Source organism: Streptomyces sp. DSM 106670, from assembly GCF_055792845.1.
On sequence record NZ_CM147704.1, the window covers coordinates 3,326,857 to 3,345,278 of the forward strand.

The window sequence follows — 18,422 nt, forward strand, 5'->3', positions numbered from 1 at the left end:
CCCCGTACCTCCTCTTGGACGCGTCCCGGCGTCCTTGAGTTGTCCGGGGACGCTAACACGTACCTCCGACACGTTTCTCTGTCATAACTGTCGTAGGACGGGGAGGGGCGGGCGACGTCGCCCGCCCCTCCCACCTGGTGTCTCGACCCGGTGTCTGGACCCGGTGTCTCGAACCGGTGTCTCAGCCGATCCTGGTCAGCTTGTCGCCGAAGGCCGGCTGGGCCAGGTCGGCCTGCAGCACCACCGGCGCCGTGACCTTCCCGGTGCCGGTGCCCACGGTCACCGAACCGACCTCGCTCCCGGCCTTCGCCTCGCGGTCGATGCCCTTGCCGTTGTCCGTCACCTTGAGCTCGACCTCCAGGCCGGACCAGCCGACCGCCTTGAGGTTCTTGGTGGCGACCACCGGGGTCTGCCCGCCGAATCCGTTGTCCACGTACCCGACGACATCGCCCTTCTTCACCACCGTCGCCGAGGTGGCGGCCTCCTGCGCGTCCTTGATCAGCTTCAGGCTGTTCTGGAGCGACAGCTCCAGGCTGTCGTAGACCCGGCCGGTACCCGCCTGCTGGCCCATGACCGCGCCGTAGATCCACAGCACCTTGCCGTCGACCTTGGTGTTCGCGGACCAGAGCAGGTTGCCGCCCGCCGGGGTGGAGGAGCCGGTCTTGATACCGCTCACGCCCGGCTGCAGCAGCAGGTTGTTGTTGTTGTAGATCTTGCCGTCGATGCCCTCGATCTCGACCTCGGGCATGTCCACGATCTCCCGGAAGACCTCGTTGCGCATGACCGCCTGCGCCAGCTTCAGCTGGTCGGTGGCCGTGGAGACGGTGGTCTTCTCCAGGCCGCTCGGGTCGGTGTACGTCGAACCGGTCATGCCGAGGTCCTTGGCCGCCTCGTTCATCTTCTCGATGAACGCGTCCTCGGAACCCGCGTCCCAGCGGGCGAGCAGCCGCGCCGCGTTGTTCCCCGAGGGGATCATCAGCAGCTGGAGCATCTGCCGCTGGGTGAGCTCCTGCCCCTTGGACAGCGGGGCCGTCGACTCGTCGGGGCGCTTGGACTCGTCCTCCGCCTTCTGGTCGACGGTGATCTTCTCGCCCTCCTCGTCACCCTTGAGGGGGTGCCCCTGGAGGATCACGTAGGCGGTCATGACTTTCGCGACGCTCGCGATCGGGGCGGGCTTCTGCGCACCCTCGGAACCGAGCGAGCCGACGCCGTCCACCATCACGGCCGACTGCCCCTGGCCCGGCCAGGTCAGCTTCGTCGCCCCGCCCTCGAAGATGTACGTCGGCTTCGCCGTGAGCTCCAGCGAGGGCTCCGGCAGCGGGCGCATCACCTGCACGATCGCAAAGACGATCAAGAGAAGGAGCACCAGCGGGGTCCAGATCTTGACCCGTCGCACCGCGGTCCGGACCGGGGTCTCCGGGGGCGGCGGGGTGTTCGTCAGCTCGGCGAGCAGGTCGAGCGGCGGCCTCGGCGGCAGCGGCTGCTGCCGGGTCCGCTCGGCCGCCGCCCAGGAGGGGGCGGCGGCGGGCGCCGGAGCGGCCGGAGCGGCGGTCTCCGGGGTGCGCGCGGACGCGTCGGGCCGGGCGTCGGACCCGGTGCCGGCCCCGGTGCCGGGTCCGGCCTCGGGCTCGGGCTTGCGGGGTGCCAGGGCCGGTCGTACGTCGTCGGAGCGCAGCGGCACGAACGTGCTCGTGCGCTCGGCGTCGCTCTCGGGCGTGCTCCCGGACTTGTCGTCGGGCTTGCTCTCCGGCTTGCTCTCCGGCTCGCTCTCGCGGGGCGGGAGCTTCAGCGCGGTCGTCGCCTGGTCGACGCGCTCGGCCGGCTTGACCGCCTTGAAGATGGCCGTGGGCTGATCGATTCCTCGCAGGTCGGAGGCGTCGGCGGCGGCCGGCTCGGGCTTCGCCTCGTCGTCCGACTCGGTGTCGGCGGCGGCGTCGGCGTCGGTCTCCGCGTCGGGGCCGGGCTTCGCCTTGCCGTCCGGCTCGCCCTCCGGCTCCGGCTTCGACTCCGGCTCCGGCTTCGCGTCCGCCTCGGGCTCGGGTTCGGGCTTGGATTCCGCCTCGGGCTCGGCCTTCGTCTCGGCCTCGGGCTTCGGTTCCGCCGTCGCGGAGGGCGCGCTCTTGCCGTCGGCCTCGGACTCGGCCCCGGGCTTCTCGTCGGAGTCCGCGGCGTCCTCGGCGTCCGCCGCCGGCTTGTCTTCGGCCGCGGCATCGACCCAGGCGGCCACCGCGGCCCGCAGACGGCCGTCCCCGGCGTCGGCGTCCGGGTCGGCCTCCGCGTCGGTGTCGTCCGCCGCCCCCTTCGCCGATTCGTCGGCAGGCGCCTCCGCGCCAGGCTTCTCCTCGTCGGACACCCGCACGTCGGACGCCTCCGCGGCCGTGTCCGGGCTCGTACGGCTCTCAGCGGCTCCCGCACCCTCCGCGGGCGCGGTGGCCTCCTCAGGGGCCTCAGAGGCCGCCACAGCCGCGCTCTCCGGCTCGGCCTCGGGCTCGCGCCGGGCGGCGTCCTCCGGAAGCCGGGGACGGAACACCGCGGTCGCCGTGTCGGACGTGGGCCGCGCGTCAGCACCCGAGCCGGCACCCGTGCCCGAACCCGAGTCCGCATCCGCGCCCGAATCCGCACCCTTGTCCGCTGCGTCCGCGTTCGCGTCGGCGCCGGGGTCACGGAACACGGCGAAGCGCGGGTCGCGTTCCTCCGCAGCCGTCCCCGACGACTTCCGCTGCTCCGTTTTGTCGGGGGACTCGCCCGCCACCGATGCCTCCTCATGCGCTGCGGGGCCACCCCGCGCTGTCCGAACCATCTACCAGTGTCCTGTGTGAACCCCTGGCCGAGCTGCTAGACGAGAACGACATAGCTACTGGTTCCCGTACAAAGCAGTCAGGCGCTCTCGACAGATGAATGTGAGAGGGGTCACCCTGTCAGACATCCACGCGGGGAGGCATGGATGGGCAGGAGCCGCAGAACAATCCCGGAGGAGCTTCTGTTGCTCGCTCTGGACCCGACCACGGGTACCACAGCGCAGCCGCAGTCGCTCGACCTCGGCCTGGCCGGGGCACAGCTAGTGGAGCTGGCTCTGGCAGGACGGATAGCCCCTGACGGGGATCGTATCGCCGTGGTGATGCCACGGCCGACAGGAGATCCGACTCTGGACTCCGCACTGGAACTGCTGCGCCGTCGTGGCAGTCCGGTCCGGGCGGTCCACTGGATCGGCGGACCCCGGCTGGGGCTGCGCCAGATCTATCTCGCTCATCTGGAGCGGTGCGGCATGGTTCATGCCGTGGCGGGCCAGATGTGCGGAGTGCTGCCGACGACTCGCTACCAAGCGACGGAGACGGCGATCAGCCGGGACATCAGGAACCGGCTGGACAGTGCGATCCGCACCGGCGTACCGCCGGACCCGCGGACCGCGGCGCTCGCCGCACTGGCCCACGCGGTCGGACTCGGCAAGCACCTGTACCCCGGGAACGAGGGGCGTTCTTCGCGCTCCCGGCTCCGGGATCTGATCAGGCACGACCCGATGGGCGGTCTCGTGGCGCACGCCGTGATGGACGTCCAGAACGGAGTGGCGGTCCAGCCACGCCGTACGCAGCAGGCAGCGGGCGTTCCGTTGCAGCCGCAAGCACAGGCCCGCCGAGGCAGCATGGCGCACACCGCCGCGAGCTGACCGCACGGACCTGGGAACAGCACACAACAGCACACCGCCGTACCGTCGTCAGTCATCACAGGACCCGGTCCGGGAGCCGCACCACGCACGGGGCAGCCGGTAGTCACCATCACCGGCTGCCCCGTGCGCTTGCGCGCCGTCCCGCGCACCGGTGCGCACGCCCCCCGTGGCCTGCGTGTGGCCGTTTCCCAGCGCGGCCGGGGCAAGGGGTGGCAATCTGCTGAGCAGTAGATACGCACAGCTACATAGCCGGAGGTGCCGTTTCCGTGCCGTCCAACGTCAATCCCACTGTCAGGCGACGCAGGTTGGGCCAGGAATTGCGCCGCCTGCGCGAACTCAAAGGCATGACGGCCGAGGAAGTGGCGGAGCGGCTGCTGGTCTCGCAGTCGAAGATCAGCCGCCTGGAGAACGGCCGCCGCTCCATCAGCCAGCGCGATGTGCGCGACCTCTGCGGGGTGTACGAGGTCGAGGACCACCGCATCGTCGACTCGCTCATGCAGATGGCGAAGGACTCCCGCCAGCAGGGCTGGTGGCACGCCTTCGGCGACATCCCGTACAGCGTCTACATCGGTCTGGAGACCGACGCGGAGTCGCTGCGGGTGTACGAGCCCCAGATGATCCCGGGCCTGCTCCAGACCCGGGCGTACGCCGAGGCCCTGATCAGCGGCGCGCTTCCCGAGGCGCCGCCGTCGGACATCGAGAAGCGCGTGAACGTACGGTCGCGGCGGCAGGACCGGGTGAACGCCCCGGACAATCCGCTGCGGCTGTGGGCGGTGATCGACGAGTCGGCGCTGCGCCGGGTGGTCGGCGACAAGCAGGTGATGATCGACCAGCTGGAACACCTCGTCGAGCAGTCGCATCTGCCGCACGTCACCGTGCAGGTGCTGCCGTTCGAGATGGGCGCGCACCCGGGGATCAACGGGCAGTACGCGATCCTGGAGTTCCCGGACGCCGCGGACTCCAGCGTCGTCTACATCGAGGGCGTCACGAGCGATCTCTATCTGGAGAAGGCGAACGACGTGCAGCGCTACAGCGTGATGTACGAGCATCTGCGGGCGCAGGCGCTGAACGTGGAGCAGACCCGGGAGTTCATCAGCAAGATCGCCAAGTCGTACACGAGCTGAGACGTCGCCGTCGTATACGAGCCAATCCGGGAGCGGTTGCGAGTGATTGGGCGGCGGAATGGTACACCGCCGCCCACTCTCCTCGTCAGGCATACCAGGGAAAGACCATCCGGTCGAGTGAACGGCCATCTCATGGACGGGGCTTGGCGAGTAGCGTCGATCACGCCAATCGGAATCAGGTTGGTGCGACTCACCCAACTCTCTGAACCGGAGTGAACATGGCAATTCTTCAGGGTGCTACGGACCAGTGGACGAAGTCGTCGTACTCCGGGGGCAACGGCGCGTGCGTCGAGGTCAAGTCCCCGGTCGCGCTGTCCATCGCCGTACGTGACTCGAAGGCCCCCGAGGGCCCCTCGCTGACCTTCGTCCCCGGTGCGTGGAACGCCTTCGTGCGCGATGTCGCCACCGGCGCTGTCGACGCCTGATCACGCATCACCGCAGCACAACAGCGCAGAGCAGCACCACTGCACCACTGCACAACCGCACCACTGCACCACTGCACCACTGCACCACTGCACCACCTGATGGAGCCCTCTCGACCGGTTCGCCGTCCTGGCCGAGGGGGCTCGGCACGATCCGGCACCGCGCGCCGGCGTCACCGCAGCCGGTCGACGTACAGATCCGTCCCCGGCACCGTCGGCACGAACGGGGCGACCAGCTCGACCCGCCCGAGCCCGGCCTCCGAGACCGCCGTGTCCAGACCGGTGAAGCGCTCCTCCCAGCAGGTCCGCGGGTCCTCCTGGAGGAACCACAGCAGCGTCAGCCGGCTGTCGACCCCCTCGACCTGTTTCACGTACGTCATCCGGTCGCCGGGCAGCGGCGTCGGCCGGAACACCGTGACCATGGCCGCGGGCGACCCCTTCAGCCGCTTCGGGAGATGGCGCGATCGCAGCCATTCCAGCAGCTCCGCCCGCTGTTCGGGCCCCTCGGCGTCGACGACCTGGAGGACGAGGCCCGCGTACGGGTGGTCGAGCGCGTGGAAGTCCCGGGGGCCGGCGGCCCCGTCGCGGTAGACGGTCGCCTCGTGGTCCTGGAAGGCCGTGAAGACATGGGTGCGGTCCTGGTAGACCCGGCCGTCCCGGTTCAGCCGCTTGTTGATGGCGACGGTCCACTTCATGTGGTCGTCGTAGCGCCCCTCGGTCACCCAGTACGTCGACAGGTAGCAGCCCGCGGAGACCGGCCGGGCCACCGCCGACTCCTCCGGATACCTCAGCTCCTGGAGGTCCTTGGTGGCCACCCAGCGCCGCCCGGCGAACATCCACGGCATCGCCGTCGCACCCGCGTAGTAGTGGTCGTCCTCGTACCAGCGGTTGTAGGCGTACTCATGGCCCGGATGCGGTTCGACCATGGTGATCAGGGCATGCCCCGGCCGCACCCCGTACGGCCCGGTCGCCGCCAGCTCGGCGTACCTCTCGCCGTACCCCTCGCCGCGTGTCCCGTCGTCTCCCACCGGGTCTCCCTTCCTCTTCCGTTCCTCTTCCATCGGCTCGCGCGTCTCCCTACTCTGACGGTCCGTCAGATGAACTGCCAGGGCCGGGAGGCGCCGATGTTGCTCGCGGGGAAGACCGTCATCGTGTCCGGCGTCGGGCCAGGGCTCGGGCACCGGGTCGCGGAGACCGTGGTGCGCGACGGCGGGCGCGCGGTGCTCGGCGCGCGCACGGCGGCGAACCTGGCCAAGTCGGCGGCGGAGATCGATCCGGAGGGTCGGCACACGGCCCACCTGCCGACCGACATCACGGACGAGGCGCAGTGCGAGGCGCTGGCCGCGCTGGCGGTGGAGCGGTTCGGCGGCATCGACGCGGTGGTCCATGTGGCCGCCTGGGACAGCTACTTCGGCGGGCTCCAGGACGCGGACTTCGCCACCTGGCAGTCGGTCATCGACGTGAACCTGCTCGGTACGCTGCGGATGACCCGGGCCTGCCTGCCCGCGCTCAAGGAGCGGGGCGGCTCGGTGGTGGTGATCGGCACGCAGTCCGCGGTGGCCGCCCCGTCCCAGGTGTGGCAGGCGGCGTACGCGGCGTCCAAGGGGGCGCTCACCTCGGCGATGTACTCGCTCGCCCGGGAACTGGGTCCGGACCGGATCCGGGTCAACACGGTGCTGCCGGGCTGGATGTGGGGGCCGCCGGTGCAGGCGTACGTCCAGTTCGCCGCGCACTCCGAAGGCGTACCGGAGTCCGAGGTGCTGGCCCGGCTCACCGAGCGGATGGCTCTGCCGGAGCTGGCCACGGACGGGGATGTGGCGGAGGCCGTCGCCTTCCTCGCCTCCGACCGGGCCCGGGCGATCACCGGCCAGTCGCTGCTGGTCAACGCGGGCGAACTGATGCGCTGACGCGTTCGCGCACGAGCCACTCCCCCTCTCGAACTTGTGGACTTCTCGGTCTCTCGGCCGCACGGGACCCGCATCCCGTGCGGCCTTCGCGCGTCGCCGCACGCTCCCTGACTTCTGCGAACTTCTCTTCTGCACAGCCTGACGAAGTGCCCGCCCATCGTGTGGCCGCCGTCACGTTCGCGACAACGCCCCACAAGGTCAAGAACAAGTAAAATCGTTCGTCTTGCTGATTGGTGTTCACATCCATGACCGCAGACAGTCTTGACCGTGGCCCCCCACAGGGGGTTCAATCCCCGAAGTCCCCGCTCCCGCAAGGGGACGCCGCTGAACGGCCGTACCGACGAAGTGCGTTCCCGTTCACAAGGCGGACCCCTGGAGGGGGACATGAACAGTCTCGACTGGACTGTGCTCATCGGCTACTTCGGCGTGATGGTCGCGATCGGACTCTGGTCGCACAAGCGCGTGGACAACGTCAGCGACTTCTTCACGGCCGGCGGCAAGATGCCGTGGTGGCTGTCGGGCATCTCGCACCACATGTCCGGCTACAGCGCGGTGATGTTCACCGGTTACGCCGGTATCGCGTACCAGTACGGGGTCACGTCCTTCGTGACCTGGTCGCTGCCGATCGCCATCGGCATCTTCATCGGCGCGAAGCTCTTCGCGCCCCGGCTGAACCGGCTGCGCTCGCGGCTCCATGTCGCCTCGCCGCTGGAGTACCTCAAGAACCGCTACAACATCCAGACCCAGCAGGCGCTCGCCTGGTCCGGGCTGCTGCTGAAGATCGTGGACGTCGGCGCCAAGTGGGCGGCCATCGCCACCCTGTTGTCGGTGTTCACCGGCCTCTCCATCACCCAGGGCATCCTGATCACCGGCGTCGTCACCGGGATCTACTGCACGGTCGGCGGGCTGTGGGCGGACGCCCTCACCGAACTGGGCCAGTTCATCATCCAGTTGTTCGCCGGTCTGGCGATGCTGCTCGCCGTGATGAGCAAGCTCGACGGCTTCTCCACCCTGTGGACGGTCTGGGACAAGCTTCCCGACGGGCACGCGGACCCGACCGCCGGGCCGTACACGGTGACGTTCCTGATGGCGTTCCTGTTCATCAAGACCTTCGAGTACAACGGCGGCATGTGGAACCAGGCCCAGCGGTACATGGCGACCGACTCGGCCGCCTCCGCGACCCGTTCCGCGCGGCTCTCGGCCCTGCTCTGGCTCGTCTGGCCGGTCGTGCTGTTCTTCCCGATGTGGTGCGCCCCGCTGCTGGTCGACGCGCAGAAGCCGGACGCCTCCGACAGCTACGCCCTGATGACCGAACAGCTGCTGCCGCACGGGCTGTTGGGCCTGGTCATCGTCGGCTTCTTCTCGCACACGATGGCCATGTGCTCCTCGGACGCCAACGCCATCGCGGCCGTCTTCACCCGCGACATCGCGCCGACCCTCTCCAAGGCGGCGCGCGGCTGGAGCGAGCGGGCCGGGCTGATCGCGGCCCGCTGGACCACGGTCGCCTTCCTGGCCCTGTCGATGGCCATCGCCACGCAGATCAACTCGCCCACGTTCAAGGACATCATCACCGTCGTGATCAAGTGGGTCGCCGGGCTGATGGGCCCGATCGCGATCCCGTTCATGCTGGGTCTGCTGCGCCCGTTCCGGAAGTCCGGGCCGACGGCGGCGCTGGTCAGCTGGGCTGCGGGCCTGATCGCCTTCTGGCTGGTCAACTACCCGATCGACTGGGCCGTCGAGGGCGGCGTGCCGCTCCAGTACCAGGTGTCCGTACCGCTGGCCGTCTCGCTCGTGCTCTACATCCTGATCGGCTTCGTGAAGCCGGAGGACACCCCGGAGCGCGACGCGATCCTGACGAAGATCAACGAAGGCGACGGCGACGACACCGGGGACGACGGCGGTGACGGTACGGCGACGGCCGCCACGATCCCCGCCCAGGACGGAGGCCCGACCCCCGCGCCTCAGCCGCGCGGGTAGCCGGCGGACCGCGCCTCAGCCGCGCGGGTAGCGGGCCAGCCAGCCCGGGGCGACGGCCGAGGGGCTGTGCAGGGCGGGGCCCTGGGTCATCTCCATCGCGAAGTCGTCGGCCAGTTCGAGGAGCGTGGACCGCCCCTCCAGCTCCGCGAGCCAGGCCGGCGGCAGCGCGGTCTCGCCGTGCAGCGCCCCGAGCAGCGCCCCGCAGACCGACCCGGTGGCGCGGGAGGGGCCGCTGTGGTTGACCGCGAGCCGCAGCCCGTGCCGGATGTCCTCGCTGACCAGCGCGCAGTACACGGCGACGGCGAGGACCTCCTCGGCGGCGTCGCTCGCGCCCAGCGCCTCGATCAGCGCCGGGCCCGGGATGCCCTGCCGCACGGAGCCCAGCGCCTGCCGCAGCGCCTCGGTCACCGGCTCGTGGCCGGGGCGCTCCGTGAGCAGGGCCAGCGTGTGCTGCACGGCGCCGTCCAGGCTCTCGCCGCGGGCGAGCCCGTGCACCAGTACGGCGAAGGCTCCGGCGGCCAGCTGGGCGGCGGGGTGGCCGTGGGACTGGGCCGCGCACTCGACGGCGAGTTGCAGCACGAGCCCGGGCTCCCAGCCCACCAGGAGCCCGAACGGCGCGGACCGGGTGAGCGCGCCGGCGTCCCGGGCGGTGGGGTTCTTCGGCCGGTCCAGGGTGCCCATGACGGTGTCGCCGAAGCCGCCGAGGCATTCCCGGGCAGGGTCGCGGCGGGCGTAGAGCCACTCCTCGGCGGCCAGCCAGCCGTTGTCCTCGCGCCGTTCGTCGGGCCCCCAGTGGTGCTGGGTGGCGGCCCAGCGCAGATGGGCCCGGTGCACGTCGGTGGGCGGGTGCCAGGCTCCGGTGTCGCGGCGGACCTGGGCGCGGATGAGTCCGTCGACGGTGAACAGGGTGAGCTGGGTGAGGGCGGTGACGGCGCCGCGTCTGCCGTGCGCGGGAACGTAGTCGGTGACGCCTTCGACCCCGTGGGCGGCGCGGATCTCCTCCAGCACGAGCTCGCTGACCCCGGCCCCGAGCGCGTCCCCGACGGCTCCGCCGAGCAGGGCCCCGCGGACCCGGCTGCGGAAGTCCTGCTGCTCGGCCCGGCCCCAGACCGCCGTGGTCCCTGTGCTCACCCCGCCCCCTCCCGTCGCCGCTCTCCCGGCACCACGTGCTCGCCTCTGCGGGCCGCTGCGGGCGACCGCGCAAGCACTGTAATCGAACGGGAACGGGCGGTAGAGGGCGCGACCGGGGTACGTACGGGTATGTCGACGGACGTCCCGCAGGTCGTTTTTGGGCGGTGGGGCGGACGGCCTCTAGGGCTGCTCCCCGCCCCGGGGCCCCTCGGCCATGATCCTGCGCACGTCCGCACGCGTGATGGGGCCGCCCAGATCGTGCGTCTCCTCGTCGGTGACGAAGGGGCGGCCCCCGGCCCCGTCTCCACGTCCCGGGCGTACCGGGGCCGCCGTCGCGGCCAGCACCGCGTCGGCCAGCTCCGCCACCGTACGTCCGCCGCCGGTGTCGACCCGGTCCAGGCCGAGGGCCTCGACGGCGTCCACCAGCAGCGCCTGGTAGCGACCGGTACGGGCCAGGAACCGGTCCATGAGCAGCCGCTCCCCCTCCGAGGCCTGCTCGTAGCACCCCGCCGCCCGCACCCGGTCGCGTACGACCGTGTCGTCGGCGGTCAGCCACACAGCGGCCGTACGGGGCGCCGTCAGCCGGGCGACGCGCTCGGGCCACAGCGCCGAGCCCTCCAGGACCAGGCCCGGCGCCCCGTCCTCCGCGCGGTCGGTGATCAGCTCCTCGATACGCGGCCAGAGCCGTTCGTAGTGGGCGAGCACGGAGGCGATGAGCTCGTCGGTGGTCAACGTCCCGTAGTGCTCGGCGACATGCGGCGGTACCTCCTGCTCCGGGGTCCGCCAGGGCCGTCCCGGGTGCCGGGCCAGACCGTCCGTGGAGCGGTGCTCGAACCCGAGCCGCTCCGCCACCGCCTCGGCGACGGTCGACTTCCCGGTGTTCGAGGTCCCGCCGATCAGCACCACCCGCACATCACGCATACCCGCGAACCTACTGCCCCGTCCGGGCCCCCAGCCGCTCCCGCTGCGCCCGGGCCCACGCGTACCCCGGGTCCAGCTCCAGCGCCCGGTCCAGGTCCGCGCGTGCCTCCGGGATCCGGCCCAGGGCCTCCTGCGCGAGGGCCCTGCTGCCGTGCGCCCAGGCGTAGTCGGGGTCCAGGGCCAGCGCCCGGCCGTAGCAGGCGACGGCCTCCTCGTGGCGGCCCGTCGCCCGGTACACCTCGCCCCGCTCCCCCTCCGTCCCGGCGAGACCGGGGGTCAGCTCCTCGGCCCGGTCCAGATCGGCGAGGGCGCCCACCGGGTCGCCGAGCGCGGTGCGGACCCGGGCCCGCCGGACCAGCGCCCAGGTGTACTCCGGCCACAGCGCTATCGCCCGGTCGAAGTCGTCGAGCGCCTCCTCGTGCCGGCCCAGCACATGGCGGACCAGACCCCGGCTGCCGAGCGGCACCGCGTCGGCCGGGTCCATCGCGTGCGCCCGGTCCAGTACGGTCAGGGCCTCCTCCGGCCGCCCCATCCGCCGGTACGTCTCACCCCGCTCCCGCACCGCCCAGGCCCAGGCGGGCGCGATCTCCTCGGCCCGGTCCAGGTCGGCGAGGGCCTCCTCGTACCGGCCGAGCGACCGCAGGATCACCGCCCGTCCCTGGTGGGCGCGTTCGCTGCGCGGGTCCACGGCGATGGCCCGACCGTGGTCGGAGAGCGCGGCGTCCAGCTCCCCGGCCCGGAAGCGATCCCAGGCCCGCGCCACCAGAGCGGCCGCCCGGTCCCGGTCGGTCAGCTCGGCCCGGGTCAGCAGGAGTCCGAGCGCGGCGGTGGGGCGGGGCCCGTGGTCCGTCACGGCGGCGAGCAGGTCCCGGCCCCACTCCCGCAGTACGGCGTCGTCGGCGTCCTCGCCCGCCTCCACGAGGGTCCGGGCCCAGTACCGGGCCCGGGACGGCCGCTGGTCGCAGAGCGCTATCCCGGCGCGCAGGGCCTCGGGCAGCGCGGCGCGCGGGCGGGCGCAGAGCCGGTGGTAGAGCACGTCCAGGGCCGCCCGGCGCCACGGCTGCGAGGCCCAGAGGCGTTCCGGGTCGAGGCCCTCGGCCGCCGCGTCCCGCCGGACGGCGAAGGCCTCGGCCAGCCGGTCGTGCGCCGCCTTCCACCGCCGTGGCGATCCGGTGCGCTGGAGGCGGAGCATCGGGGCCCGGACGACGGCGTGGTAGCGGGAGCGTCCGCTGTACGGCTCGGCGACGAAGGGCAGTTCGTGCAGCCAGTCGTAGAGCCCGGGCACGGCGTGCGACCCGTGCGGTACGGCCACGGCCACCAGGTCCTCGTCGAACCGGCGGGGCAGCGCGCAGGCGAGCGCGGCCGCCCGGCGGACCGAGTCGCTCTCGCCCGCCAGGAAGCGTTCGACGGCGGTGGCGTTCGCCTCTCCGGCCGCCCCGGGGTTGGCGGCGAGCGTCGACACCAGGACCGGCAGCCCGCCGGAGAGCCGCAGCACCTCCCGCACCACGGGCTCCGCCACCACCCCGCGTCCGTACAGGAGTTGGCGCGACTCCTCCTCCGTGAACGGCCCGAGCGGTACGTCGGCGACCAGCCTGCCCCGGTCGCCCCAGTGCACGGGGTCGAGGCGGCGCTGACCGGCCAGGGTCAGGACGAGGTTGGCGGGCAGTTCGCCGTACCGCCCGGGGGTCAGCAGGTCCGCCAGCCACCGGTCCAGCTGGGGCGCGGTGCGCTCGTAGGTGTCCAGGAACAGGACGACCCAGGGCACCGCGTCCGCGACCCGGTCGATCTCGGCGACGAACACCGGCGTGAGGACCCGTACCGGCTCGGCCAGCAGGCGGGCCTCCTCCTGCTGCCGGGCCCGCCCGCCGAACACCGCCCGCAGCCCGCCCGCGCCCCGGGCCAGCACCGCCGGGTCGATGCCCCCGGCCAGCGCCCCGACGACCGGTATCGCCCCGGCCGCGATCAGCCCGGCCTGCGCGGCGGCGAGCGCCCCGGGCGAAGGGCCGCCGGCCGAGCTCTCGTTGTCCGCCGCGAGCCGCCCGGCCATGTCGTGGAGAGCCCGCCGGTAGGTGTCGAGCAGCCGGTCCAGCGCCTTGAGCGGATACCCCTGCTCGGCGAACTGCGCGGCGATGGCGGCGAGTACGTCGGGCACGGAGTCGGCGCTCTCGTCGACCGACGCGGTCAACGCCCCGAACTCCCCTGCCAACTCACGCCATTCCCGTACGAGCGAGGTCTTGCCGACCCCGGCGTTGCCCCGCACATGGAAGACGAACCGGTGCCGGGGGTCTTCGGGCGGCAGCGCGAAGTTGGCGCGGAACAGGCCGAGTTCGGCCTCCCGCCCGACGAAGGCGGCACGGCGCTGCCCTTCGACGATCTGCTGGAGGGAGAGGCGGCGGGGGCTGGACGGAGGCATGGGCCCAGTCTGTCAGCGGTCCCCGGGATCCGGCAGCCGCCGCCCCGGCCGGACCGGGGCGGCGGCCTCGTGCCTACTCAACCTCCCCTGAGTACCGGCGCTCATGATCACGCGCGGGCCGCTGCCTAGCGTGGCCTGCATGGACACGGAAGAAGCGACCACCGCGGCAGAGACGTCAACCCCCGCGAGCGCACGGGGGTTCTACGGCTGCGTGATCGCCCTGATCGCCTTCTTCACGCTGATCGCGCTGGGAGCGCATGCCTTCACGGAGTTCGAGAAGGGCCTCGACGGCGACGGGCAGCTGGAACGGTCCGGCCGCTCGGGCAGCGCGTACCAACCGTTCGGTCCCGGTACGACGGCACGGTACGAGGACGGGCTGTGGGTCACCGTCAGCTTCCCCGAGCGGCAGGACGACGGCACCTACAGCCTCACCGTGACCTTCAAGAACGGCACCGACGAGGAACTGCTCCTCGGCGAGGAGTCGCTCTCCGACACGCTCGAAGTCGAGCCCGACGAGTCCGGCCAGGACTACGCCGCCGGCAGCTACGTGGACTGGCTGAACTGGGACGAGTCCGCCTCCGCCCTCGCGCCGCCCCTCCCCGAGGACGAGGAACGCACCGTCCCGGTCCGGTTGAAGCCGGACCGGAAAGGTGTCCCGGTCACGGTGGAGGTCACCCCTCCGCACCCCGGCCACCGGGAGACGGCCCGCTACCAGCTCACCCTGGGGTGACCTCCGGAGTGCCGCCCGCGACCGGCCGGGGTCAGTCGCCGGCCCGCTCCACCGGGATCCACACCTCCGCGTCCGCGTGCGTACCGTCCTCGGACACCCGGGTGCGCGAGAGCGACGGGCCCGGCCGGCTCCGGTACGGGTTCGACGGGAACCACTGCGTGTACACGTCCCGCCAGAGGTACTGGACCGCCAGCGGAAACTCGCCCGAGGACTCGAACACCGCCCACAGGCCCGGCCCGATGTCCAGGACCTCCGAGGCGCCGGGCACCTCCGTTTCGCTCACCAGCCCGTGGAAGTAGTCGAGTTCGGTGCCTTCCGCGTCCTCGGCGGAATGGTTGCTGACGGCGGCCACGACACCGTCGGGCTCCCCGGTCGCATGCTCCTCCCAGCGGCCCAGCGTCTCCTTGCCGATGCTCTTGACGAACTCCACGATGGCCGGGTTCATCCCCTCGTAGACCAGCGGGATCCGTGTCCCCCTGCCCACGAGCCGGAACCTGTCCTTCTCCACCACCCGGTACCGCATGCTGCTGCTCCCTTCGACGATCAGACGGAAGGACATCCGGGGCTGGGAGTGCAGCGCCGCACCCGTCCGCCGCGCCTCGCCGGGGCCGACCCCGTGCACGGCGCGGAAGGCACGCGCGAACGCCTCGCCCGAGCTGTACCCGTACCGCACCGCCACATCGAGCAGCGTTCGCTCCCCGGCGAGCACTTCGGCCCCGGCGAGCGTCAGCCGCCGTCGGCGGATGTACTCGGAGAGCGGGATGCCCGCCAGCGCGGAGAACATCCGCCGGAAGTGGTACTCCGACGTCATGGCGATACGGGCCAGCTCGGCCGCTTCGACGGGCTCATCGAGATGGTCCTCGATGTGCTCCATGGCCTGATTCAGCCGCTCCAGCACTCCTGGCCGCCCTTCCTTCTTCCTTTGCGATCTCCACGTTAGGAACGGCCCACTGTGCCGGACCCGACATCCTGTGCCCGGTGCGGTCGGGTCGGGTCGGGTCGCCGGCCCGACCGGAGGCTGCTCAGCCGTGCCCGGCCCGCAGGCTCGCCACCGTGCTGAGCAGCAGTACGCCGAGGAAGGCGAGGAGCGGCGCGGTCCAGGCGCCGGTCGCGGTGTGCAGGACGGACGCGGCGGCCGGGCCGGTGGCGGCGATCAGGTAGCCGCCCGTCTGGGCCGCCGTGGACAGCGCGGCGACGTGGTCCTGGTCCCGGCCCCGCTTCACGTACAGGACTCCGGCGACCGCCTGCCCGCCGCCGAGGCCCGCCCCGAGGAGGAGCGCCCAGAGGGCGGGGAACGCGGCGGGGGCGGCGAGGAGACCGGCGTAACCGAGGCCGCAGACGAGGAGGACGGCGATCAGGTGGGGGCGCTGGTCGGTGCGGGCGGCGGCCAGGACCGGGGTGAGGAAGCCGCCGGCCGCGATGCCGAGGATGAACAGGGACTGCATGGTCCCGGCGGTCGCCTCGGCCACCCCGGCGTCGACGAGGATCGCGGGGAGCCAGGCGAGGGTGGTGTAGAAGAGCAGCGTCTGGAGGCCGAAGTAGCCGATCAGGCTCCAGGCGAGGCCCTTCCCGCGGCCGCCGAGGACGCGCACCCGGGCCCGTACCGGATCCGGTCGCACTCCCCGTCCCGCGTACCGCAGTTGAGGTGCGATGCCCACCGCCGCGAGCGCGGCCGGAACGACCGCCAGGGCCATGGCCGTACGCCAGGAGTGGCCGGACGCCTGCCAGACGGGCACCATCAGCGCGGCGACGACGGCGGATCCGGCGCCCATCGACAGGGCGTAGACGCCCATCATGACGCCGGTCCGGCGCGGGGCGAACCGGCTGCGCACGAACACCGGGACCAGCACGTTCACGACGGCGGTGGCGATGCTGACCAGCACGGTTCCGGCGAAGAGGCCGGGCAGGCCGGTCACCCGGACGACCGCGCCCGCGAGCAGCAGGACGCTCGCCCAGAACAGGCCGCGCTCCTCGCCGAGCCGACGCCGTACGGTCACGGCGAGCGGGGCGAAGAGGCCCATGCAGAGCGGGGGCAGCAGGCCGAGGACCGTCAGCGCCCCGGTCCCGAAGCCGGCGACCGGGGCGAGCGGCCCGAGCTGCCCGAACGCCACCCGGGTGTTGAGGGCGACCAGGACGAAGCCGGTGACCAGGAGGACGGCCGAGGCCCTTGCCGGGGCGGACGGTCCGGTGCCGGGGGCGGTGGCGGCATTGGTCGCGAGGAGAGAGGGAAGGGAGGGGAGCGGTGGGGGCTGGGTCGGCATGAGGCCTGGGCCTTCCGGTGGGTGCTGCGACGACCCGGCCCAGCCTTCACGCTCAAGTAGGCTTGAGCGCAAGCGCCGGATCGCGGCTCCGGAGGTGCCTGTGCGGGATCTGTACTCGATCAGCGAGGTCGCGGAGGCCTTCGGGCTGACGGTGGCGACCCTGCGCTTCTACGAGGAGCGCGGCCTCGTCCGGCACAGCGAGCGCCGGGGCCGTGTCCGGTACTACCGCCGCGCCGACCTGGCCCGGCTGGCGTACGCGCAGCTCTGGCACGAGGACGGCCTGCTCACGCTCGCGGAGACGAGCGCCATCGTGGACAGCGACCGGCTGGGCGACCGGCTGGCCCTGATCGCCGGCCAGCGGGACGCGCTGCGCGAGCGGATCGGGAGGCTGGAGCGGGCCGTGGGGGTGCTCACCCACATGCTCGACTGCCGGACGGACCGGGCGCTGGAGTGCCCGATGACCGGCACGTACATCCGGGGGCGGGTCGACGCGGCGCTGGACGGGACGCCGGAGCCGACGGGGTTCTGGCCGGAGGGGTTCGCGGGGGCCGCAGGGGACTGTGCGCCCGCGCCCGCCTCCGCGCGCCCTGCCCGCACTGCCCGCCCCGCCAGCCCCGCCAGCCCCGCCAGCCCCGCCAGCCATGCCGACCCTGCTCGCCCCGCCAGCTCCGCCCGCTCCGTCGGCGACGAGCAGCTGCTCGCCCTCACCCGGGACCTCGTGTCGGCCACCGCGAAGGTCCGGGAGCGGGCGTGCGGGACGATCGGCGACCTGGCGCGGTCCTTCGACCGGCGCGAGGTCCGGACGCTGGCCTCGCTCCTCTCCTCGGCCGCCGTTCTGGAGCAGGACGCGGACTGTCTGGAGTCCGAGCTGAACGCGCTGGGCGAACTCGCGACGACCGGCCTGTTCGAGGTCGGGGACATCGCCGCTCTGCGCCGGCTGCCGCGCGCGTCCGTGCGGCCGGCCGACGCAGAGCACCTGGACCGCCTGACGGCGGAGTATCTCTGACCGGCGGTCGGGAACCCTCAGGCCCAGGGGTCGAAGGGGATTCCGGCGGGCTTGGAGTTGTTGAGGAGGTTGCGGAAGCGGTCGTCCTTGTCGGTGACCTTGATGGTCGCGGACCCGAAGTCGGCGTTCATGAGCTTGTCGCGCAACTCCGTGCTGGGGAAGCCGTTCCAGTCGACGACCGGCGGGTAGCGCCAGTCGCCGTAGTGGTTCTCCGGCGGCTCGTCGTTGCCGTTGGCGAGGCGGAAGAAGTGCGTGCTCGGACCGTCCTTGTGGTACACGGCCTTGGGGTGCGAGCCGTCGAACCGCACCTGCGAGCGCGGGTAGGTCTTGACCGTGCTGTGCTGCGTGGTCGAGACGTAATCGACCTGGTTGGAGCCCTGGTTGACCCAGGAGATCACATGCTCGAAGTCGTGCCGGTGGCCGCCGAGTCCGCTGCCGTGGACGGCCTGGTCCTTCTCGAAGTAGCTCGCGTAGACGATGCCGCACCAGCCGTTGTTGCACTTCGAGCGGGCGTACGTCTGGGAGTTGTCCAGGTCCCACTGGTCCCGGCAGCTGCCGTTGATCGCGCCGCTCGTCTTCAGACCGGGCGCGAGGGTGCCGTCCGGGCCGATGGCGGGGGTGGCGTAGCAGCCGTCGCCGTCGTAGTCGTAGGCGGGCGAGAAGGTCTGCTCGTAACCGCCCGCGTTCTGCGGCAGGTTGCCCGGCGGATCGGCATGGGCGGCGGAGCCGGTGCCCAGGACGAGGAGACCGGCGGCGGCGAGGACGGCGGCGGTACGGGCGGGTGTTGATATCAGCTGCTTTCGCACAGGTGGCTCTCCTGGCTCGTCGGCACGGGACGGTGGGGTGGCGTCGCGCATGAGTTGCCC

At 72.1% G+C, this 18,422-nt stretch carries 15 protein-coding genes; 7 read left to right on the forward strand and 8 right to left on the reverse strand.

What is annotated here, in order from left to right:
* Window positions 1-181 precede the first annotated feature (181 nt).
* A complete protein-coding gene (locus ACSMXR_RS14690) occupies window positions 182-2,752 on the reverse strand; it encodes a serine hydrolase (protein WP_473172051.1) in 2,571 nt (856 codons plus the stop codon).
* A 192-nt stretch (window positions 2,753-2,944) separates the two neighbouring features.
* On the opposite strand from ACSMXR_RS14690, the gene ACSMXR_RS14695 reads away from it, so the two are divergent.
* The 3 genes from ACSMXR_RS14695 (at window position 2,945) to ACSMXR_RS14705 (ending at window position 5,213) form a co-directional block, all read left to right on the forward strand.
* Window positions 2,945-3,664 (forward strand): GOLPH3/VPS74 family protein, encoded by a 720-nt coding sequence (locus ACSMXR_RS14695; protein WP_003968450.1) that lies wholly within the window; start codon window positions 2,945-2,947, stop codon window positions 3,662-3,664.
* Window positions 3,665-3,930: 266 nt separating this feature from the next.
* Window positions 3,931-4,788: a helix-turn-helix domain-containing protein gene (locus ACSMXR_RS14700; protein ID WP_030078611.1), complete on the forward strand. Its 858-nt coding sequence runs from the start codon at window positions 3,931-3,933 to the stop codon at window positions 4,786-4,788.
* Window positions 4,789-5,006: 218 nt separating this feature from the next.
* Window positions 5,007-5,213: a DUF397 domain-containing protein gene (locus ACSMXR_RS14705; protein WP_030078613.1), complete on the forward strand. Its 207-nt coding sequence runs from the start codon at window positions 5,007-5,009 to the stop codon at window positions 5,211-5,213.
* Window positions 5,214-5,383: 170 nt separating this feature from the next.
* Here the strand turns inward: ACSMXR_RS14705 and ACSMXR_RS14710 are convergent, their stop codons facing one another.
* Window positions 5,384-6,238: a hypothetical protein gene (locus ACSMXR_RS14710; RefSeq protein WP_376184015.1), complete on the reverse strand. Its 855-nt coding sequence runs from the start codon at window positions 6,236-6,238 to the stop codon at window positions 5,384-5,386.
* Window positions 6,239-6,334: 96 nt separating this feature from the next.
* Between ACSMXR_RS14710 and ACSMXR_RS14715 the strand changes: the two genes are divergently transcribed.
* Together ACSMXR_RS14715 and ACSMXR_RS14720 are read left to right on the forward strand one after the other, a co-directional pair.
* On the forward strand, window positions 6,335-7,117 hold the full coding sequence (locus ACSMXR_RS14715; RefSeq protein ID WP_473172385.1) for an SDR family oxidoreductase: 783 nt from the start codon (window positions 6,335-6,337) through the stop codon (window positions 7,115-7,117).
* Window positions 7,118-7,501: 384 nt separating this feature from the next.
* Window positions 7,502-9,094, forward strand: a complete 1,593-nt coding sequence (locus ACSMXR_RS14720) for a sodium:solute symporter family protein (RefSeq protein WP_473172052.1) — start codon at window positions 7,502-7,504, stop codon at window positions 9,092-9,094.
* A gap of 15 nt (window positions 9,095-9,109) precedes the next feature.
* Here the strand turns inward: ACSMXR_RS14720 and ACSMXR_RS14725 are convergent, their stop codons facing one another.
* The 3 genes from ACSMXR_RS14725 to ACSMXR_RS14735 all read right to left on the reverse strand — a co-directional run bounded on the left by ACSMXR_RS14725 (window position 9,110) and on the right by ACSMXR_RS14735 (window position 13,559).
* Window positions 9,110-10,225: an ADP-ribosylglycohydrolase family protein gene (locus tag ACSMXR_RS14725; RefSeq protein ID WP_137234705.1), complete on the reverse strand. Its 1,116-nt coding sequence runs from the start codon at window positions 10,223-10,225 to the stop codon at window positions 9,110-9,112.
* A gap of 180 nt (window positions 10,226-10,405) precedes the next feature.
* Window positions 10,406-11,146, reverse strand: a complete 741-nt coding sequence (locus ACSMXR_RS14730; protein WP_473172053.1) for an AAA family ATPase — start codon at window positions 11,144-11,146, stop codon at window positions 10,406-10,408.
* Between the two features lie 10 nt (window positions 11,147-11,156).
* Window positions 11,157-13,559 (reverse strand): tetratricopeptide repeat protein, encoded by a 2,403-nt coding sequence (locus ACSMXR_RS14735; RefSeq protein WP_473172054.1) that lies wholly within the window; start codon window positions 13,557-13,559, stop codon window positions 11,157-11,159.
* A gap of 139 nt (window positions 13,560-13,698) precedes the next feature.
* On the opposite strand from ACSMXR_RS14735, the gene ACSMXR_RS14740 reads away from it, so the two are divergent.
* Window positions 13,699-14,289 (forward strand): hypothetical protein, encoded by a 591-nt coding sequence (locus ACSMXR_RS14740; RefSeq protein WP_473172055.1) that lies wholly within the window; start codon window positions 13,699-13,701, stop codon window positions 14,287-14,289.
* A gap of 31 nt (window positions 14,290-14,320) precedes the next feature.
* Here ACSMXR_RS14740 and ACSMXR_RS14745 read toward each other — a convergent pair whose 3' ends face one another.
* Both ACSMXR_RS14745 and ACSMXR_RS14750 read right to left on the reverse strand, forming a co-directional pair.
* A complete protein-coding gene (locus ACSMXR_RS14745; RefSeq protein ID WP_218526039.1) occupies window positions 14,321-15,187 on the reverse strand; it encodes an AraC family transcriptional regulator in 867 nt (288 codons plus the stop codon).
* 124 nt (window positions 15,188-15,311) lie between these two features.
* Window positions 15,312-16,550 (reverse strand): MFS transporter, encoded by a 1,239-nt coding sequence (locus ACSMXR_RS14750; RefSeq protein WP_473172056.1) that lies wholly within the window; start codon window positions 16,548-16,550, stop codon window positions 15,312-15,314.
* A gap of 100 nt (window positions 16,551-16,650) precedes the next feature.
* Here ACSMXR_RS14750 and ACSMXR_RS14755 point away from each other — a divergent pair, with 100 nt between their 5' ends.
* Complete coding sequence (locus ACSMXR_RS14755; RefSeq protein ID WP_473172057.1) at window positions 16,651-17,556, forward strand: MerR family transcriptional regulator; 906 nt, start codon at window positions 16,651-16,653, stop codon at window positions 17,554-17,556.
* A gap of 17 nt (window positions 17,557-17,573) precedes the next feature.
* On the opposite strand, the gene ACSMXR_RS14760 is transcribed toward ACSMXR_RS14755, so the two are convergent.
* Entirely contained in the window at window positions 17,574-18,413 is an 840-nt protein-coding gene (locus tag ACSMXR_RS14760; RefSeq protein ID WP_381795068.1) for an NPP1 family protein, read from the reverse strand.
* Between the last annotated feature and the right edge of the window lie 9 nt (window positions 18,414-18,422).

Coding starts and splice junctions, on each gene's coding strand:
- ACSMXR_RS14720 (WP_473172052.1), top strand. CDS start 7,502: ATGAACAGTCTCGACTGGACTGTGCTCATCGGCTACTTCGGCGTGATG.
- ACSMXR_RS14705 (WP_030078613.1), top strand. CDS start 5,007: ATGGCAATTCTTCAGGGTGCTACGGACCAGTGGACGAAGTCGTCGTAC.
- ACSMXR_RS14735 (WP_473172054.1), bottom strand. CDS start 13,559: ATGCCTCCGTCCAGCCCCCGCCGCCTCTCCCTCCAGCAGATCGTCGAA.
- ACSMXR_RS14715 (WP_473172385.1), top strand. CDS start 6,335: ATGTTGCTCGCGGGGAAGACCGTCATCGTGTCCGGCGTCGGGCCAGGG.
- ACSMXR_RS14760 (WP_381795068.1), bottom strand. CDS start 18,413: ATGCGCGACGCCACCCCACCGTCCCGTGCCGACGAGCCAGGAGAGCCA.
- ACSMXR_RS14750 (WP_473172056.1), bottom strand. CDS start 16,550: ATGCCGACCCAGCCCCCACCGCTCCCCTCCCTTCCCTCTCTCCTCGCG.
- ACSMXR_RS14730 (WP_473172053.1), bottom strand. CDS start 11,146: ATGCGTGATGTGCGGGTGGTGCTGATCGGCGGGACCTCGAACACCGGG.
- ACSMXR_RS14695 (WP_003968450.1), top strand. CDS start 2,945: ATGGGCAGGAGCCGCAGAACAATCCCGGAGGAGCTTCTGTTGCTCGCT.
- ACSMXR_RS14740 (WP_473172055.1), top strand. CDS start 13,699: ATGGACACGGAAGAAGCGACCACCGCGGCAGAGACGTCAACCCCCGCG.